The sequence below is a fragment of the Shigella sp. FC1661 genome (assembly GCF_001712525.1).
Lineage (GTDB): Bacteria > Pseudomonadota > Gammaproteobacteria > Enterobacterales > Enterobacteriaceae > Escherichia > Escherichia coli.
In genome coordinates, this window is the sequence record NZ_MDGW01000589.1 from 21857 (window position 1) to 41142 (window position 19286).

The window sequence follows — 19286 nt, forward strand, 5'->3', positions numbered from 1 at the left end:
AATGGCATACCTGGTGGCAGTAACCGCCTGCGTAAGCGGCGTGGCGCATACTTATATGGCGGCGGAACGGCTGGAAAAGTTGTGCCAGTTAGAGAAGTGGGGCGTCAGCATTGAAACTCAGGGCGCGCTGGGAACGGAGAATCGTTTAGCGGACGAGGATATCCGTCGGGCGGATGTTGCTCTGTTGATTACGGATATCGAGCTTGCCGGTGCCGAGCGATTTGAACATTGCCGCTATGTGCAATGCAGCATCTACGCATTCCTGCGTGAGCCGCAGCGGGTAATGAGCGCGGTGCGCAAAGTGCTTTCTGCGCCGCAGCAAACCCATCTTATTCTGGAGTAGTCGGTTTTTCTGTCAGTTGGCTGTGGTACTGCCGGCGATATTCCGACGGCGAGCGTTCGGTGTTTTTACGAAACAGACGGCAGAAGTAGTTGCTGTCGACAAAGCCGCAGGCGTGCGCCACTTCTTTTACCTTCAGGTCATAGCCTTTCAATAACGTCTTAGCGTGCTCCAGTCGCGTGTGATTCAGGTATTCGTTAAAACCAATGGCCCCCGTTTTTTGAAACAGGTGCGAGAGATAGTTTGGTGAAATATAGAATGCCTGTGCGACAGATTCGCGGGTAAGCGCGGAGGCATAGCGTTCGTCGATATAATCGCGAATAGCTTCAAATAGTGCCTGGCTGCGTGAGGCGGTCTGGATTTGGCTGCCGAGCAAATCGCGGCAGTGGCTAAGCAGGCTGGCTACGATAAGCCTTGCCGTTTGCTGCTCCTGCGGCTGCATTTGCATTTCATTGAGCGTTTGTAGCAGAAAAGAACCTATACGTGGGCCGCGTCGGGCGACGTGTTGCTTCGCCAGATTTTGATATTGTTTGCCATCCCATTGCACGACGCTGAAGCCGAGTTGCTATTTGCCAAACAGCACGCTAAAGGTGGTAGCGGGTGTTTTCCATTGTGGGAAATTCCAGCCACCAGCGGCAACGTACAGCACATCGCCGGGAACTAACGTTGCTCCAGCGCCGGTATCAACAAACTCACCTTCCAGCACAATTTCCAGCCGTGGAAAATCGACCTGATACGCAAGATCGGGCACCGGGCCGTTACTGCTGGCAAAGTAAATCTGGCGCAGGGACAGCGGGCCGTTGATCAGGCGGGAGAGCAGATAGCTGATGTCGTGATACATGTTATTCCCTTAGGTATGTAGACGGGAAAACAGTAACTGGCATTATTAAAAAAGGCCACCTGAAAAGTGTGGCCTGAGGGGAGTTCGATGTAAACATTGCGGCAGTTGTATTGCCGGATGTGGCGTAAACGCCTTATCCAGCCTACCGCCGCGATCTGTAGGCCGGATAAGACGCGTCAAGCGTCGCATCCGGCAAATAGCGCCTGGCTGATAATTACTGATTACCTACCTGGTCGCCATACGGCAGAGTGTCGTAATCGATCAGCGCGTTTTTCTTGTACGGGTTACCAATCCAGCGGGTAGTTTCTTTGAACTGCGGATTCACCACTGAACGGGTTGGATCGTAACCGTCGTAAGATAAGCCCGCCAAATCTGACCAGGTGTGGATCAGTTCCGCCAGGCTGTATTTACGATCGACATCCTGTGAGAAATCACGGGGATGAGTCGCTTGCCATTTTTCCGACGTCCACAGCAGGAACGGAATGGTGTACATGTGGCGCGTCGGGTTGTCTTCGTTACGCCCCTGAGTTTTGTGCGGCGGCGTGTCGTAAACCTCTTCACCGTGGTCAGAGAAGTAAACAAGGAATCCGTTCGGGTCTGCCGCTTTAAAGTCTTTAATCAGGCTGGCAACCACATGATCGTTATACAAGTTAGCGTTGTCATAATCGTTATATGATTCCAGCTCTTCTGCGCTTAATCCTGGCGGAACATGATCGGTATTGCCATCAAACTTGCCCTGATTTTCCGGGTAGCGGTATTTGTATTTGATATGCGTACCCAGCAGATGAACGATGATCAGTTTCTTCGGCGCAGGGTCATTCAGCACATCCTGGAACGGCTTCAGCACGTTGGTGTCGTATTCACGCGCACTCTGCGTACGTTGCTGGTTCATGTAGTACTGCTTGTCGGTCTGGCGCGAAAATACCGTCAGCATGGTATTGCGGGCGGTCATCGTCTGCTGGTTGGTGATCCAGAAGGTTTTATAACCCGCCTGTTTCATCATGTTCATCAGCGACGGCTGCGTCAGATACAGATCCGGGTTCTTTTCATTGGCAAAGGTCAGCGCCTGTTGCAGGATTTCAATGGTGTACGGACGAGACGTAACTACGTTATTAAACACGGTCAGATTCGGATCGGTTTTATGCAGCGCATCCAGCTCCGGCGTGGTTTCACGCGGATAACCGTACAGACTCATGCGTCCGCGCTGGGTCGACTCGCCAATCACCAGCACTAAAGTGCGCGGTTCGTTACCCGATTCATCTTTGAAATTAGCCAGTGGCGGCAAGGCATTATTTTCATTCAGTAACTTTGTTAGCGAGTTTAGTTGCTGACGATACTGATAATAGCCGGTCAGGAATTGCCACGGTGCGGCAGGCTCCATACGCGAGGCCAGGTTATCCAACGTTTTCTCAAACGGCTTGTTTTTGATAAACGTATTCATGGCGATCGGATGCAGAATCAAGCCATAAAGCAGGGCAAAAGAGACAACATAACGCCACGGCTTTGGAATATAGACCGGGCGCAGGCGTGTCCACAGCAGAACTGCCACCGCCGTATAGGCCAGCGCGATAAGCACAATTTTCAGGCTGAAATACTGGCTTAAATACTCGCTGGCTTCGTTGGTGTTGGTTTCGAACATCACAAACAGAACGCTCTGCGAGAACTCCTGCCCGTAGATGACGTAGTAGCATAGCGCCGCCAGAGAGGCCGCCCATAGCACCACGCCGATTACTGCGGCAATAATTTTAATCCGCTTCGGAAAGAGGAATACCGGGATCAACCACAGCGAGCTGAATAACAGCGAGTCGCGAATGCCGTTGGTGCCACTATAACCACTGATGTAAATAATGGCCTGTAGCAGAGTAGAGAAAAACCAAAAGTAGAGCAGTGCCCAACCCAGGGCTTTCCAGCTAAAAAGGGGTTTAGCCTGGACTTCTGTGGAATGCATAGTAAGAACCAGTCTTGAAAAAAATATCGCCGAATGTAACGACAATTCCTTAAGGATATCTGAAGGTATATTCAGAATTTGAATAAAATGCAGACAGAAATATATTGAAAACGAGGGTGTTAGAACAGAAGTATTTCAGAAAACCCTCGCGCAAAAGCACGAGGGTTTGCAGAAGAGGAAGATTAGCCGGTATTACGCATACCTGCCGCAATCCCGGCAATAGTGACCATTAACGCTTGTTCGACGCGAGGATCCGGTTCCTGGCCTTCTTTTTCTGCCTGGCGGGAGCGGTGCAGCAACTCGGCCTGCAATACGTTCAGCGGGTCGGTGTAAATATTCCGTAGCTGAATAGACTCTGCAATCCACGGCAGATCGGCCATCAGATGGGAATCGTTGGCAATCGCCAGCACCACTTTGATGTCTTCTTCTTGCAGATTGCGTAACTCTTTACCTAACGGCCACAGTGCTTTGTCTACCAGGCGTTGATCATAGTATTCCGCCAGCCACAGGTCTGCTTTGGCGAAGACCATCTCCAGCATGCCGAGACGCGTCGAGAAGAATGGCCAATCGCGGCACATAGCCTCCAGCTCGCTCTGTTTGCCGTCTTCGACCACTTTTTGCAGCGCCGTACCTGCACCCAGCCAGGCGGGGAGCATCAGACGGTTTTGCGTCCAGGCGAAGATCCACGGAATGGCGCGTAGTGACTCGACGCCGCCGGTTGGGCGACGTTTCGCCGGACGTGAACCCAACGGCAGTTTGCCCAGTTCTTGTTCCGGCGTAGCGGAGCGGAAGTAAGGCACAAAATCTTTGTTTTCACGTACGTAGCCGCGGTAGACATCGCAGGAGATGACTGACAGTTCATCCATAATGCGACGCCAGCTCTCTTTCGGCTCCGGCGGTGGCAGCAGGTTGGCTTCCAGAATCGCCCCGGTATAAAGCGACAGGCTGCTGACGGTGATTTCTGGCAGACCATATTTAAAGCGGATCATCTCGCCCTGTTCGGTTACGCGCAGGCCGCCTTTCAGGCTTCCTGGCGGTTGTGACAGCAGTGCCGCATGGGCAGGTGCGCCGCCGCGACCAATGGAACCGCCGCGACCGTGGAACAACGTCAGCTCAATACCCGCTTTTTCGCAGGTTTTGATTAATGCATCCTGTGCCTGATATTGCGCCCAGGACGCTGCCATCACGCCCGCATCTTTTGCTGAGTCGGAATAGCCAATCATCACCATCTGTTTGCCCTGAATCAGGCCGCGATACCAGTCGATATTGAGCAGCTGGGTCATGACATCGTTGGCGTTGTTCAGGTCATCGAGGGTTTCAAACAGCGGAGCAACCGGCATCGCAAACCCGATACCCGCTTCTTTCAGCAGCAGGTGGACAGCCAGTACGTCGGACGGCGTTTTCGCCATCGAGATCACGTAGGCGGCAATGGAGCCTTGCGGCGCTTCGGCAATCACCTGGCAGGTATCGAGCACTTCGCGCGTTTCGGCGCTTGGTTGCCAGTTGCGCGGCAGAAGCGGACGTTTGGAGTTCAGTTCGCGGATCAGGAACGCCTGTTTGTCGGCCTCTGACCAGCTTTCGTAGTCGCCGATACCGAGGTAGCGGGTCAGCTCGCCCAGCGCTTCGGTATGGCGGGTGCTCTCCTGACGGATATCAATACGGACCAGCGGTACGCCGAAACATTTCACGCGGCGCAGGGTGTCGAGCAGATCGCCGTTGGCGATAATACCCATGCCACACGCCTGAAGTGACTGGTAGCAAGCGTAGAGCGGTTCCCACAGTTCTTCGTTTTGTGTCAGCAGGCCTTCTGGTTTTGGCAGTTCTTCGCCTTTCAGGCGCGCTTCCAGCCATGCCTGTGTCGCCATCAGGCGAGAACGCAGGTTTTTCATCAGATAGCGATACGGTTCTGCGGCACCTTCTTCGCCAACCAGCGCCAGCAGTTCAGGGGTCGCTTCAACCATCGACAGTTCAGAAACCAGCACCTGAATATCTTTCAGGAACAAATCGGTGGCTTTCCAGCGGCTGAGTAGCAGGACGTGGCGGGTGATATCGGCAGTGACGTTCGGGTTGCCGTCGCGGTCGCCGCCCATCCACGAAGTAAAACGGACCGGAACAAATTCGACGGGCAGTTTGTAGCCGAGGTTCTCTTCCAGTTGTTCGTTCAGTTCGCGCAGGTAATTTGGTACGCCTTGCCACAGGCTGTTTTCCACTACGGCAAAGCCCCATTTGGCTTCATCTACCGGGCTTGGACGCAGCTTACGGATTTCATCGGTATGCCATGACTGGGCGATTAACTGGCGCAGGCGACGCATCAGCTGGTTGTGTTCGTAGTCAGCGATATCTTTGTTATCGAGCTGTTTTAAGCAGGCGTTCACTTCCACCATTTTGTGGATCAGTGTACGACGGGTAATTTCGGTAGGGTGAGCCGTGAGGACCAGTTCCAGCGACAGCGATTCCACTGCTTTTTTGATGGTGTCTTCGCTCAGTTCCGGCTGGTTTTTCAGTTTACGCAGGGTGCGGGCGATCACTTCCGGGTTGCTGGCAGCTTCGCCTTTCGGCGAAATGCTGTGGTATTGCTCGGCGGTGTTGGCTAGGTTCAGGAACTGACTAAACGCACGCGCAACGGGCAGCAGCTCGTCGTTCGACAAATTTTGTAAGGTGGTGAGTAACTCCTGGCGGTTAGCATCATTGCCAGCGCGTGAAGATTTGGACAACTTACGGATAGTTTCTACGCGTTCAAGAATGTGTTCTCCCAACGCATCCTTGATGGTTTCTCCCAGCACTTTGCCGAGCATACTGACATTACTACGCAATGCGGAATATTGTTCGTTCATATTACCCCAGACACCCCATCTTATCGTTTGATAGCCCTGTATCCTTCACGTCGCATTGGCGCGAATATGCTCGGGCTTTGCTTTTCGTCGTCTTTTATAAAGCCACGTAAAAGCGGTGACGTCAAATGCTGCGAAATCGCTTCAGCAAACGAATAAATAGCAGGAATTTACGCCATTAAATTCACGACGCTTTAAATAAGCGTAACTTATGGAAATGTTAAAAAATCGCCATACATAACACCAAAGGTGTAGGTCGGATAAGATGCGCAAGCATCGCATCCGACATTATTGCGGCACCGGAGTTTGGCAACGGTGCCGGATGCGGCGCGAGCGCCTTATCCGGCCTACGTTTTAATGCCAGCAAAAATGGTGAATTACCTGGATAATCAACTCACGGGTGGGTTTAATAAACCGCGTCTCCAGATATTCATCAGGCTGATGAGCTTGATTGATGGAACCCGGACCGAGCACCAGCGTCGGGCATAACGTTTGAATAAACGGCGCTTCGGTACAGTAATTCACCACTTCGGTTTTTGCTCCAAGCAATTTCTCAACCACTTCAACCAGTTGATGATTCGGAGGGCATTCATAGCCAGGGATCGGCGGATGCAGCTCGTCGACCGTCAGACGACCCGGCCAGCGTTCGCTCACCGGAGCCAATGCATCGTTGAGCAAACCATTAAGTTCATTGAATGTCATGCCAGGCAGCGGACGAATATCCATATGCAACTCACAGCAAGCGCAAATACGGTTAGAAGCGTCGCCACCGTGAATATGCCCGAGGTTGAGCGTAGGGTATGGCACGGTAAATGCTTCGTAGTGATAACGTTCTTTCAGGTTATCGCGCAATTGCAAAATATGCCCGATGGCGTCGTGCATTAGTTCGATAGCGTTAACTCCGCGTGCTGGATCGCTGGAGTGCCCCGACTGGCCCTGAATACGGATGGCGTTAGAGATATGACCTTTATGTGCGCGTACCGGTTGTAGTGACGTCGGTTCGCCAATGATGGCGCAATCCGGGCGCAGGGCGGTAGTTTCGGCAAAATAACGCGCTCCGGCCATACTGGTTTCTTCATCAGCAGTCGCCAGAATGTAGAGCGGTTTTTTCAGTTTCGTGACGTCGACATCGCGTAGCGCATCAAGGATAAACGCAAAAAAGCCTTTCATGTCGGCGGTGCCTAAGCCGTAAAGCTTGCCGTCATGCTCCGTCAGTGTAAACGGATCGCGCGTCCAGCGACCGTCATCAAATGGCACCGTATCGGTATGCCCCGCCAGCAACAAGCCGCCAGCCCCCTGTCCGATACTTGCCAGCATATTGAATTTGTTGCGAGTTCCTGGAACAGGCTGCACTTCCACATTGAAGCCCAAATCTTTAAACCAGTCCGCCAGCAGAGTGATTAAATCTGCATTGCTTTGATCGAGTGCCTCTTCCGTAGCGCTTATTGAAGGTGTGGCAATCAGAGCGCGGTAAATCTCGATAAATGGCGGTAATTTGTTTTTCATTGTTGACACACCTCTGGTCATGATAGTATCAATATTCATGCAGTATTTATGAATAAAAATACACTAACGTTGAGCGTAATAAAACCCACCAGCCGTAAGGTGAATGTTTTACGTTTAACCTGGCAACCAGACATAAGAAGGTGAATAGCCCCGATGTTGAATACGCTGATTGTGGGTGCCAGCGGCTACGCTGGCGCAGAGCTAGTGACCTATGTAAATCGCCATCCGCATATGAACATAACCGCTTTGACTGTTTCAGCGCAAAGCAATGATGCGGGAAAGTTAATCTCCGATTTGCATCCGCAGCTAAAAGGCATCGTTGAGCTGCCGTTGCAGCCGATGTCGGATATCAGCGAGTTTAGCCCAGGGGTGGACGTAGTGTTTCTCGCCACCGCCCATGAAGTTAGCCACGATTTAGCGCCGCAGTTTCTTGAAGCGGGCTGCGTGGTGTTCGACCTTTCCGGCGCGTTTCGTGTTAACGACGCCACCTTCTATGAAAAATATTACGGCTTTACCCATCAATACCCGGAACAGCTGGAACAGGCAGCCTACGGTCTGGCGGAGTGGTGCGGTAATAAATTAAAAGAAGCGAATTTGATTGCGGTGCCAGGCTGTTATCCGACGGCGGCACAGCTGGCGCTGAAACCGTTGATTGATGCCGATCTTCTTGACCTCAATCAGTGGCCGGCGATCAACGCCACCAGCGGCGTGAGCGGTGCAGGACGTAAGGCAGCGATTTCAAATAGTTTTTGTGAAGTTAGCCTGCAACCGTATGGCGTCTTTACTCATCGCCATCAACCAGAGATCGCCACACACCTCGGTGCTGACGTTATCTTCACCCCACATCTGGGCAATTTCCCGCGCGGCATTCTCGAAACCATTACCTGCCGCCTGAAATCGGGTGTGACCCAGGCGCAAGTCGCGCAAGTGTTACAGCAGGCGTATGCCCATAAACCGCTGGTGCGGCTGTATGACAAAGGCGTTCCGGCGCTGAAAAATGTCGTTGGGCTGCCATTTTGCGATATCGGGTTTGCCGTTCAGGGCGAGCATCTGATTATTGTGGCGACCGAAGACAACTTACTGAAAGGCGCGGCGGCACAAGCGGTACAGTGCGCCAATATTCGTTTCGGCTATGCGGAAACGCAGTCTCTTATTTAAGGGTGCAATGATGAATCCATTAATTATCAAACTGGGCGGCGTACTGCTGGATAGTGAAGAGGCGCTGGAACGTCTGTTTAGCGCACTGGTGAATTATCGTGAGTCACATCAGCGTCCGCTGGTGATTGTGCACGGCGGCGGTTGCGTGGTGGATGAGCTGATGAAAGGGCTGAATCTGCCGGTGAAAAAGAAAAACGGCCTGCGGGTGACGCCTGCTGATCAGATAGACATTATCACCGGAGCACTGGCGGGAACGGCAAATAAAACCCTGTTGGCATGGGCGAAGAAACATCAGATTGCGGCCGTAGGTTTGTTTCTCGGTGATGGCGACAGCGTCAAAGTGACCCAGCTTGATGAAGAGTTAGGTCATGTTGGACTGGCGCAGCCAGGTTCGCCTAAGCTTATCAACTCCTTGCTGGAGAACGGTTATCTGCCGGTGGTCAGCTCCATTGGCGTAACAGACGAAGGGCAACTGATGAACGTCAATGCCGACCAGGCGGCAACGGCGCTGGCGGCAACGCTGGGCGCGGATCTGATTTTGCTCTCCGACGTCAGCGGCATTCTCGACGGCAAAGGGCAACGCATTGCCGAAATGACCGCCGCGAAAGCAGAACAACTGATTGAGCAGGGCATTATTACTGACGGCATGATAGTGAAAGTGAACGCGGCGCTGGATGCGGCCCGCACGCTGGGCCGTCCGGTAGATATCGCCTCCTGGCGTCATGCGGAGCAGCTTCCGGCACTGTTTAACGGTATGCCGATGGGTACGCGGATTTTAGCTTAAGTTTTGTTAGCCGGAGGCGCAGCTTTCCGGCATTGAATTTCAAAATAAGGAAACAGAGTTATGGCACTTTGGGGCGGGCGTTTTACCCAGGCAGCAGATCAACGGTTCAAACAATTCAACGACTCACTGCGCTTTGATTACCGTCTGGCGGAGCAGGATATTGTTGGCTCTGTGGCCTGGTCCAAAGCCCTAGTAACGGTCGGCGTGTTAACCGCAGAAGAGCAGGCGCAACTGGAAGAGGCGCTGAACGTGTTGCTGGAAGATGTTCGCGCCAGGCCACAACAAATCCTTGAAAGCGACGCCGAAGATATCCATAGCTGGGTGGAAGGCAAACTGATCGACAAAGTGGGCCAGTTAGGCAAAAAGCTGCATACCGGGCGTAGCCGTAATGATCAGGTAGCGACTGACCTGAAACTGTGGTGCAAAGATACCGTTAGCGAGTTACTGACGGCTAACCGGCAGCTGCAATCGGCGCTGGTGGAAACCGCACAAAACAATCAGGACGCGGTAATGCCAGGTTACACTCACCTGCAACGCGCCCAGCCGGTGACGTTCGCGCACTGGTGCCTGGCCTATGTTGAGATGCTGGCGCGTGATGAAAGCCGTTTGCAGGATGCGCTTAAGCGTCTGGATGTCAGCCCATTAGGCTGTGGCGCGCTGGCGGGAACGGCCTATGAAATCGACCGTGAACAGTTAGCAGGCTGGCTGGGCTTTGCTTCGGCGACCCGTAACAGTCTGGACAGCGTTTCTGACCGTGACCATGTGTTGGAACTGCTGTCGGCTGCCGCTATCGGCATGGTGCATCTGTCGCGTTTTGCTGAAGATCTGATTTTCTTTAACACCGGCGAAGCGGGGTTTGTGGAGCTTTCTGACCGCGTGACTTCCGGTTCATCATTAATGCCGCAGAAGAAAAACCCGGATGCGCTGGAGCTGATTCGCGGTAAATGCGGTCGGGTGCAGGGTGCGTTAACCGGCATGATGATGACGCTGAAAGGTTTGCCGCTGGCTTACAACAAAGATATGCAGGAAGACAAAGAAGGTCTGTTCGACGCGCTCGATACCTGGCTGGACTGCCTGCATATGGCGGCGCTGGTGCTGGACGGCATTCAGGTGAAACGTCCACGTTGCCAGGAAGCGGCTCAGCAGGGTTACGCCAACGCCACCGAACTGGCGGATTACCTGGTGGCGAAAGGCGTACCTTTCCGCGAGGCGCACCATATCGTGGGTGAAGCGGTGGTGGAAGCCATTCGTCAGGGCAAACCGCTGGAAGATCTGCCGCTCGACGAGTTGCAGAAATTCAGCCACGTGATTGGCGAAGATGTCTATCCGATTCTGTCGCTACAATCGTGCCTCGACAAGCGTGCGGCAAAAGGCGGTGTCTCACCGCAGCAGGTGGCCCAAGCGATTGCTTTTGCGCAGGCGCGGTTGGGGTAAGAACATTTATATGTACAAATTTGAGCCTGGCTTATCGCCGGGCTTTTTTATGGCAAAAAAAAGCGGATCCTGGAGATCCGCAAAAGTTCACGTTGGCTTTAGTTATTCGAGTTGAGAAACTCTCGAAACGGGCAGTGACTTCAAGGGTTAAAAGAGGTGCCGCTCCGTTTCTGTGAGCAATTATCAGTCAGAATGCTTGATAGGGATAGTCGTTCATTGCTATTCTACCTATCGCCATGAACTATCGTGGCGATGGAGGATGGATAATGAATATTCGTGATCTTGAGTACCTGGTGGCATTGGCTGAACACCGCCATTTTCGGCGTGCGGCAGATTCCTGCCACGTTAGCCAGCCGACGCTTAGCGGCCAAATTCGTAAGCTGGAAGATGAGCTGGGCGTGATGTTGCTGGAGCGGACCAGCCGTAAAGTGTTGTTCACCCAGGCGGGAATGCTGCTGGTGGATCAGGCGCGTACCGTGCTGCGTGAGGTGAAAGTCCTTAAAGAGATGGCAAGCCAGCAGGGCGAGACGATGTCCGGACCGCTGCATATTGGTTTGATTCCTACGGTTGGACCGTACCTGCTGCCGCATATTATCCCGATGCTGCACCAGACATTTCCAAAGCTGGAAATGTATCTGCATGAAGCACAGACCCACCAGTTACTGGCGCAACTGGACAGCGGCAAACTCGATTGCGTGATCCTCGCGCTGGTGAAAGAGAGCGAAGCATTCATTGAAGTGCCGTTGTTTGATGAGCCAATGTTGCTGGCTATCTATGAAGATCACCCGTGGGCGAACCGCGAATGCGTACCGATGGCCGATCTGGCAGGGGAAAAACTGCTGATGCTGGAAGATGGTCACTGTTTGCGCGATCAGGCAATGGGTTTCTGCTTTGAAGCCGGGGCGGATGAAGATACACACTTCCGCGCGACCAGCCTGGAGACACTGCGTAACATGGTGGCGGCAGGTAGCGGGATCACTTTACTGCCTGCGCTGGCTGTGCCGCCGGAGCGCAAACGCGATGGGGTTGTTTATTTGCCGTGTATTAAGCCGGAACCTCGCCGCACGATTGGCCTGGTTTATCGTCCTGGCTCACCGCTGCGCAGCCGCTATGAGCAGCTGGCAGAGGCCATCCGCGCAAGAATGGATGGCCATTTCGATAAAGTGTTAAAACAGGCGGTTTAAGCCATTTAGCGCAGCTACCCGATAGGCTTCTGCCATCGTCGGGTAGTTAAAGGTGGTGTTGACGAAGTACTCAATAGTGTTGCCGCCACCTTTCTGTTCCATAATCGCCTGACCGATATGAATAATTTCGGCAGCGCGCTCGCCAAAGCAGTGAATACCCAGAATCTCTTTTGTTTCCCGATGGAACAAAATTTTCAGCGTGCCCACGTTCATGCCGACGATTTGTGCGCGTGCCAGATGTTTAAACTGGGCGCGGCCCACTTCATATGGCACTTTCATTGCGGTCAGCTGCTGTTCGGTTTTGCCCACAGAGCTGATTTCCGGGATGGTGTAAATGCCGGTAGGGATATCTTCAATCAGATGTGCGGTGGCTTCGCCTTTTACCAGCGCCTGCGCGGCAATGCGCCCCTGGTCATAGGCCGCTGATGCCAGGCTCGGATAACCAATCACGTCGCCCACCGCGTAAACGTGCGGCTGTGCGGTCTGATACATGCTGTTGACCTTCAGCTGTCCGCGGCTGTCAGTTTCCAGCCCAATGTTCTGTAACGCCAGCGAATCGGTATTACCGGTGCGACCGTTGGCATAGAGCAGGCAGTCAGCTTTCAGTTTTTTACCCGACTTCAAATGCATGATCACACCATCGTCACAGCCTTCGATCTTCTCGTACTCTTCGTTGTGACGAATCACTACGCCACTGTTCCAGAAGTGATAGGAGAGAGAATCTGACATCTCTTGATCGAGAAATGCCAGCAGGCGATCGCGGGTGTTGATCAGATCCACTTTTACATCCATACCGCGGAAGATCGACGCATATTCACAGCCGATCACTCCAGCACCATAGATAAGTACATGGCGCGGTTCGTGGTGCATGCTAAGAATTGAGTCGCTGTCGTAAATGCGTGGATGGGTGAAATCAACATCTGTTGGATGATATGGACGAGAGCCGCAGGCAATAACAAATTTTTCAGCGGTTAGTGTTTCGACGCTGCCGTCCGGGCAATCCAGCACCAACGTATGCTCGTCAACAAAGCGAGCGTTCCCCTGCAATATTTCACAGTGATTACGTTCGTAAAATCCCTGACGCATGCGCGTTTGTTGATTAATCACGTTATCGGCATGGTTAAGGATATCGGCAAAAGAAGAGCGGAGCAGTCGGGAATGGTCGCTGTATAGTGGGTTTTGATTGAATTCTATAATGCGGCTGACGGCGTGACGGAGAGCTTTCGACGGGATGGTGCCCCAGTGGGTGCAACCGCCGCCAACATTTTGATAACGCTCGATAACTGCGACGCGCGCACCTTGCTTAACCAGGCCCATTGCAGCGCCTTCGCCGCCGGGGCCGGAACCTATTACTATGGCATCGTAATCGTAGGAATGTGGCATGGTAGGGCTTACCTGTTCTTATACATAAAAGCAACAGAATGGTAACATTTTATCGCGGGTAAGCCAATTGATCCCCGTCATTTATCTGGCTATATCCTGAGCGGCCTTTGCTTTGTCTGTTTCTTACTTTTGCCCTGACGTTTTATTGGATTTTTATCGACGATACTCTCCGTTTAAGCGGCAGGTTTCCGCTGTACGTAAAAGAACCGGCCAGTAAATATGTTTTATTGCGTTACCGTTCATTCACAATACTGGAGCAATCCAGTATGTTCATTCTCTGGTATAGTGCCAGCAGTACTTTTGGCAAGGATTCAGACATCGTGATGGGCATAAGAGCGCAACAAAAAGAAAAAACCCGCCGTTCGCTGGTGGAAGCCGCATTTAGCCAATTAAGTGCTGAACGCAGCTTCGCCAGCCTGAGTTTGCGTGAAGTGGCGCGTGAAGCGGGCATTGCTCCCACCTCTTTTTATCGGCATTTCCGCGACGTAGACGAACTGGGTCTGACCATGGTTGATGAGAGCGGTTTAATGCTACGCCAACTCATGCGCCAGGCGCGTCAGCGTATCGCCAAAGGCGGGAGTGTGATCCGCACCTCGGTCTCCACATTTATGGAGTTCATCGGTAATAATCCTAACGCCTTCCGGTTATTATTGCGGGAACGCTCCGGCACCTCCGCTGCGTTTCGTGCCGCCGTTGCGCGTGAAATTCAGCACTTCATTGCGGAACTTGCGGACTATCTGGAACTCGAAAACCATATGCCGCGTGCGTTTACTGAAGCGCAAGCCGAAGCAATGGTGACAATTGTCTTCAGTGCGGGTGCCGAGGCGTTGGACGTCGGCGTCGAACAACGTCGGCAATTAGAAGAGCGACTGGTACTGCAACTGCGAATGATTTCGAAAGGGGCTTATTACTGGTATCGCCGTGAACAAGAGAAAACCGCAATTATTCCGGGAAATGTGAAGGACGAGTAATGAAACAAGCAAATCAAGATAGAGGTACGCTGCTGCTGGCGTTAGTTGCTGGCTTATCGATTAATGGTACTTTCGCAGCGCTGTTTAGCTCCATTGTGCCATTTTCTGTATTCCCGATTATTTCCCTGGTGCTGACGGTTTACTGCCTGCATCAACGTTATCTTAATCGCACTATGCCGGTAGGCTTGCCGGGTCTGGCAGCTGCCTGTTTTATTCTCGGCGTACTGCTGTACAGCACGGTAGTTCGTGCGGAATATCCGGATATCGGCTCTAACTTCTTCCCGGCAGTACTCTCCGTCATTATGGTGTTCTGGATTGGCGCGAAGATGCGTAACCGTAAGCAGGAAGTTGCTGAGTAATCGGTATTATGCCGGATGCTGGCGCATCGGCATGGGTTTTACTTCGCGGTCAGTAATACGCCGCACTCCATATGGTGCGTGTAGGGGAACTGATCAAACAGAGCCAGACGTTCGACCTTGTGCGTCTGGCTTAATGTTTCCAGATTCTTGCATAACGTTTCCGGGTTACAGGAGATGTACAAAATACACGGATACGCCTGCACCATTTTCTCGGTTTCACTGTCCAGACCGCTGCGCGGTGGGTCGACAAAAATGGTTTCGCACTGATAACTCTTTAAGTCGATCCCTTGCAGGCGGTTAAACTCGCGCACACCATTCATCGCCTGAGTAAATTCTTCTGCCGCCATACGAATAATTTGTACGTTATCAATATGGTTAGCTGCGATGTTGTATTGCGCAGCAGCAACCGACGGCTTAGCGATTTCGGTGGCTAATACCCGATCAAAATTGCGCGCCAGCGCTAATGAAAAGTTACCGTTGCCGCAGTACAGCTCCAGTAAATCGCCTTTTGAGCCTTTGGTTACGTCCAGCGCCCATTCCAGCATCTGAATATTCATCGCCGCGTTCGGCTGGGTAAAGCTGTTTTCTACCTGACGGTAGATCATCTCTTTCCCTGCGACCGGCAGACGCTCGTCGATGTAATCTTGATCCAGCTCGATTTTGGTTTTCGTTGCCCGACCAATCAGATGCACATTCAGATTCTGCGCGCGCAGTGCATCGCGCAGGGCCTCCGCTTCCTGACGCCACTCATCATCCAGCTTCTTATGGTATAGCAGGGAAACCACCGCCTGATTACTCAGCGTGGTGAGGTAATCAATCTGGAACAACTTGTGGCGCAGAACGGGATTATTACGCACACCCGCAATCATCGCCGTCATCAACTGGTTGATAAGTTCACTGGCGGCGGGGAAGCTATCCACGCGGATACGGCTTTTGGTTTGTTGATCGAAAATGATGTGATACAGGTCATCGCCATCGTGCCAGATGCGGAACTCCGCACGCATCCGGTAATGACTGACCGGCGAGCGAAACACTTCCGGAACCAGGTCAGAAAACGGTGCCATCATACTTTGCAAACGTACCACTTTTTCGGCTAACTGCGCTTCATACTGTTCTGTTGGAAGGTGTTCGGGGGTCATGATGTATCCTGAAAAATTAAAGTACGCGGCGATTGTAGGGATTGCTCATCAGATGTCCAGATCTTGATGAATTCCTATTTGTGAGCTACGTCTGGACAGTAACTTGTTACAACCTGTAGCATCCACTTGCCGGTCCTGTGAGTTAATAGGGAATCCAGTGCGAATCTGGAGCTGACGCGCAGCGGTAAGGAAAGGTGCGATGATTGCGTTATGCGGACACTGCCATCCGGTGGGAAGTCATCATCTCTTAGTATCTTAGATACCCCTCCAAGCCCGAAGACCTGCCGGCCAACGTCTCATCATCGCGTAATATTGATGAAACCTGCGGCATCCTTCTTCTATTGTGGATGCTTTACAATGATTAAAAAAGCTTCGCTGCTGACGGCGTGTTCTGTCACAGCCTTTTCCGCTTGGGCACAGGATACCAGCCCGGATACTCTCGTCGTTACTGCTAACCGTTTTGAACAGCCGCGCAGCACTGTGCTTGCACCAACCACCGTTGTGACCCGTCAGGATATCGACCGCTGGCAGTCGACCTCGGTCAATGATGTGCTGCGCCGTCTTCCGGGCGTCGATATCACCCAAAACGGCGGTTCAGGTCAGCTCTCATCTATTTTTATTCGCGGTACAAATGCCAGTCATGTGTTGGTGTTAATTGATGGCGTACGCCTGAATCTGGCGGGGGTGAGTGGTTCTGCCGACCTTAGCCAGTTCCCTATTGCGTGCGCTTGTCCAGCGTGTTGAATATATCCGTGGGCCGCGCTCCGCTGTTTATGGTTCCGATGCAATAGGCGGGGTGGTGAATATCATCACGACGCGCGATGAACCCGGAACGGAAATTTCAGCAGGGTGGGGAAGCAATAGTTATCAGAACTATGATGTCTCTACGCAGCAACAACTGGGGGATAAGACACGGGTAACGCTGTTGGGCGATTATGCCCATACTCATGGTTATGATGTTGTTGCCTATGGTAATACCGGAACGCAAGCGCAGACAGATAACGATGGTTTTTTAAGTAAAACGCTTTATGGCGCGCTGGAGCATAACTTTACTGATGCCTGGAGCGGCTTTGTGCGCGGCTATGGCTATGATAACCGTACCAATTATGACGCGTATTATTCTCCCGGTTCACCGTTGCTCGATACCCGTAAACTCTATAGCCAAAGTTGGGACGCCGGGCTGCGCTATAACGGCGAACTGATTAAATCACAACTCATTACCAGCTATAGCCATAGCAAAGATTACAACTACGATCCCCATTATGGTCGTTATGATTCGTCGGCGACGCTCGATGAGATGAAGCAATACACCGTCCAGTGGGCAAACAATGTCATCGTTGGTCACGGTAGTATTGGTGCGGGTGTCGACTGGCAGAAACAGACTACGACGCCGGGTACAGGTTATGTTGAGGATGGATATGATCAACGTAATACCGGCATCTATCTGACCGGGCTGCAACAAGTCGGCGATTTTACCTTTGAAGGCGCAGCACGCAGTGACGATAACTCACAGTTTGGTCGTCATGGAACCTGGCAAACCAGCGCCGGTTGGGAATTCATCGAAGGTTATCGCTTCATTGCTTCCTACGGGACATCTTATAAGGCACCAAATTTGGGGCAACTGTATGGCTTCTACGGAAATCCGAATCTGGACCCGGAGAAAAGCAAACAGTGGGAAGGCGCGTTTGAAGGCTTAACCGCTGGGGTGAACTGGCGTATTTCCGGATATCGTAACGATGTCAGTGACTTGATCGATTATGATGATCACACCCTGAAATATTACAACGAAGGGAAAGCGCGGATTAAGGGCGTCGAGGCGACCGCCAATTTTGATACCGGACCACTGACGCATACTGTGAGTTATGATTATGTCGATGCGCGCAATGCGATTACCGACACGCCGTTGTTACGCCGTGCTAAACAGCAGGTGAAATACCAGCTCGACTGGCAGTTGTATGACTTCGACTGGGGTATTACTTATCAGTATTTAGGCACTCGCTATGATAAGGATTACTCATCTTATCCTTATCAAACCGTTAAAATGGGCGGTGTGAGCTTGTGGGATCTTGCGGTTGCGTATCCGGTCACCTCTCACCTGACAGTTCGTGGTAAAATAGCCAACCTGTTCGACAAAGATTATGAGACAGTCTATGGCTACCAAACTGCAGGACGGGAATACACCTTGTCTGGCAGCTACACCTTCTGAACCACGTCCCACCGTGCTGGTGTTTGACTCCGGCGTCGGTGGGTTGTCGGTCTATGACGAGATCCGGCATCTCTTACCGGATCTCCATTACATTTATGCTTTCGATAACGTCGCTTTCCCGTATGGCGAAAAAAGCGAAGCGTTTATTGTTGAGCGAGTGGTGGCAATTGTCACCGCGGTGCAAGAACGTTATCCCCTTGCGCTGGCTGTGGTCGCTTGCAACACTGCCAGTACCGTTTCACTTCCTGCATTACGCGAAAAGTTCGACTTTCCGGTTGTTGGTGTCGTGCCGGCGATTAAACCTGCTGCACGTCTGACGGCAAATAGCATTGTCGGATTACTGGCAACCCGCGGAACAGTTAAACGTTCCTATACTCATGAGCTGATCGCGCGTTTCGCTAATGAATGCCAGATAGAAATGCTGGGCTCGGCAGAGATGGTTGAGTTGGCTGAAGCGAAGCTACATGGCGAAGATGTTTCTCTGGATGCACTAAAACGTATCCTACGCCCGTGGTTAAGAATGAAAGAGCCGCCAGATACCGTTGTATTGGGTTGCACCCATTTCCCTCTACTACAAGAAGAACTGTTACAAGTGCTGCCAGAGGGAACCCGGCTAGTGGATTCTGGCGCAGCGATTGCTCGCCGAACGGCCTGGTTGTTAGAACATGAAGCCCCGGATGCAAAATCTGCCGATGCGAATATTGCCTTTTGTATGGCAATGACGCCAGAAGCTGAACAATTATTGCCCGTTTTACAGCGTTACGGCTTCGAAACGCTCGAAAAACTGGCAGTTTTAGGCTGATTTGGTTGAATGTTGCGCGGTCAGAAAATTATTTTAAATTTCCTCTTGTCAGGCCGGAATAACTCCCTATAATGCGCCACCACTGACACGGAACAACGGCAAACACGCCGCCGGGTCAGCGGGGTTCTCCTGAGAATTCCGACAGAGAAAGCAAAAATAAATGCTTGACTCTGTAGCGGGAAAGCGTATTATGCGCACCCCGCGCCGCTGAGAAAAAGCGAAGCGGCACTGCTCTTTAACAATTTATCAGACAATCTGTGTGGGTACTCGAAGATACGGATTCTTAACGTCGCAAGACGATAAATGAATACCAAGTCTCAAGAGTGAACACGTAATTCATTACGAAGTTTAATTCTTTGAGCATCAAACTTTTAAATTGAAGAGTTTGATCATGGCTCAG

At 52.0% G+C, this 19286-nt stretch carries 13 protein-coding genes, 2 pseudogenes and 1 riboswitch; of the genes and pseudogenes, 9 read left to right on the forward strand and 6 right to left on the reverse strand.

Annotated features, from left to right (window positions below; all coding sequences use genetic code 11):
* Position 1 precedes the first annotated feature (1 nt).
* Positions 2-343: a PTS fructose-like transporter subunit IIB gene (locus tag BFF42_RS24515; protein WP_000323849.1), complete on the forward strand. Its 342-nt coding sequence runs from the start codon at positions 2-4 to the stop codon at positions 341-343.
* On the opposite strand, the pseudogene BFF42_RS24520 reads toward BFF42_RS24515, so the two are convergent.
* The 4 genes and pseudogenes from BFF42_RS24520 to argE form a co-directional block, all read right to left on the reverse strand.
* Positions 330-1181: pseudogene (locus tag BFF42_RS24520) on the reverse strand (helix-turn-helix transcriptional regulator). The gene BFF42_RS24515 and the pseudogene BFF42_RS24520 overlap by 14 nt on opposite strands.
* A 214-nt stretch (positions 1182-1395) precedes the next feature.
* Positions 1396-3129, reverse strand: coding sequence for a phosphoethanolamine transferase CptA (locus BFF42_RS24525; protein WP_000556295.1), 1734 nt, complete (start codon positions 3127-3129; stop codon positions 1396-1398).
* A 182-nt stretch (positions 3130-3311) separates the two neighbouring features.
* Positions 3312-5963: a phosphoenolpyruvate carboxylase gene (gene ppc / locus BFF42_RS24530; RefSeq protein ID WP_001005586.1), complete on the reverse strand. Its 2652-nt coding sequence runs from the start codon at positions 5961-5963 to the stop codon at positions 3312-3314.
* Between the two features lie 351 nt (positions 5964-6314).
* Positions 6315-7466 carry an acetylornithine deacetylase gene (gene argE / locus BFF42_RS24535; protein WP_012421546.1) on the reverse strand — a complete coding sequence of 384 codons (1152 nt, stop codon included), beginning with the start codon at positions 7464-7466 and terminating at the stop codon, positions 6315-6317.
* 153 nt (positions 7467-7619) lie between these two features.
* On the opposite strand from argE, the gene argC reads away from it, so the two are divergent.
* The 4 genes from argC (at position 7620) to oxyR (ending at position 12026) form a co-directional block, all read left to right on the forward strand.
* The gene (gene argC / locus BFF42_RS24540) at positions 7620-8624 is read left to right on the forward strand and encodes an N-acetyl-gamma-glutamyl-phosphate reductase (RefSeq protein WP_000935392.1); all 1005 of its coding nucleotides are present in this window, start codon (positions 7620-7622) and stop codon (positions 8622-8624) included.
* A 7-nt stretch (positions 8625-8631) separates the two neighbouring features.
* Positions 8632-9408, forward strand: coding sequence for an acetylglutamate kinase (argB, locus tag BFF42_RS24545; protein WP_001302318.1), 777 nt, complete (start codon positions 8632-8634; stop codon positions 9406-9408).
* Positions 9409-9468: 60 nt separating this feature from the next.
* On the forward strand, positions 9469-10842 hold the full coding sequence (argH, locus tag BFF42_RS24550; protein WP_001230080.1) for an argininosuccinate lyase: 1374 nt from the start codon (positions 9469-9471) through the stop codon (positions 10840-10842).
* A gap of 266 nt (positions 10843-11108) precedes the next feature.
* A complete protein-coding gene (oxyR, locus tag BFF42_RS24555) occupies positions 11109-12026 on the forward strand; it encodes a DNA-binding transcriptional regulator OxyR (protein WP_001025939.1) in 918 nt (305 codons plus the stop codon).
* On the opposite strand, the gene sthA is transcribed toward oxyR, so the two are convergent.
* Positions 12009-13409: a Si-specific NAD(P)(+) transhydrogenase gene (sthA, locus tag BFF42_RS24560; RefSeq protein WP_001120824.1), complete on the reverse strand. Its 1401-nt coding sequence runs from the start codon at positions 13407-13409 to the stop codon at positions 12009-12011. The two genes, oxyR and sthA, sit on opposite strands and share 18 nt — an antisense overlap.
* A gap of 320 nt (positions 13410-13729) precedes the next feature.
* Between sthA and fabR the strand changes: the two genes are divergently transcribed.
* Positions 13730-14380: an HTH-type transcriptional repressor FabR gene (gene fabR / locus BFF42_RS24565; RefSeq protein WP_122988064.1), complete on the forward strand. Its 651-nt coding sequence runs from the start codon at positions 13730-13732 to the stop codon at positions 14378-14380.
* Complete coding sequence (locus tag BFF42_RS24570) at positions 14380-14739, forward strand: YijD family membrane protein (RefSeq protein WP_000806411.1); 360 nt, start codon at positions 14380-14382, stop codon at positions 14737-14739. The genes fabR and BFF42_RS24570 overlap by 1 nt, the downstream gene beginning before the upstream one ends.
* A gap of 38 nt (positions 14740-14777) precedes the next feature.
* Here BFF42_RS24570 and trmA read toward each other — a convergent pair whose 3' ends face one another.
* Complete coding sequence (gene trmA / locus BFF42_RS24575; RefSeq protein ID WP_000187019.1) at positions 14778-15878, reverse strand: tRNA (uridine(54)-C5)-methyltransferase TrmA; 1101 nt, start codon at positions 15876-15878, stop codon at positions 14778-14780.
* A 113-nt stretch (positions 15879-15991) separates the two neighbouring features.
* A riboswitch (cobalamin riboswitch) is annotated at positions 15992-16181 on the forward strand.
* A gap of 54 nt (positions 16182-16235) precedes the next feature.
* On the opposite strand from trmA, the pseudogene btuB reads away from it, so the two are divergent.
* Together btuB and murI are read left to right on the forward strand one after the other, a co-directional pair.
* Positions 16236-18084, forward strand: a pseudogene (btuB, locus tag BFF42_RS24580) (TonB-dependent vitamin B12 receptor BtuB).
* Complete coding sequence (gene murI, locus BFF42_RS24585; protein WP_000201824.1) at positions 18029-18886, forward strand: glutamate racemase; 858 nt, start codon at positions 18029-18031, stop codon at positions 18884-18886. The pseudogene btuB and the gene murI overlap by 56 nt, the downstream one beginning before the upstream one ends.
* Positions 18887-19286: the final 400 nt, after the last annotated feature.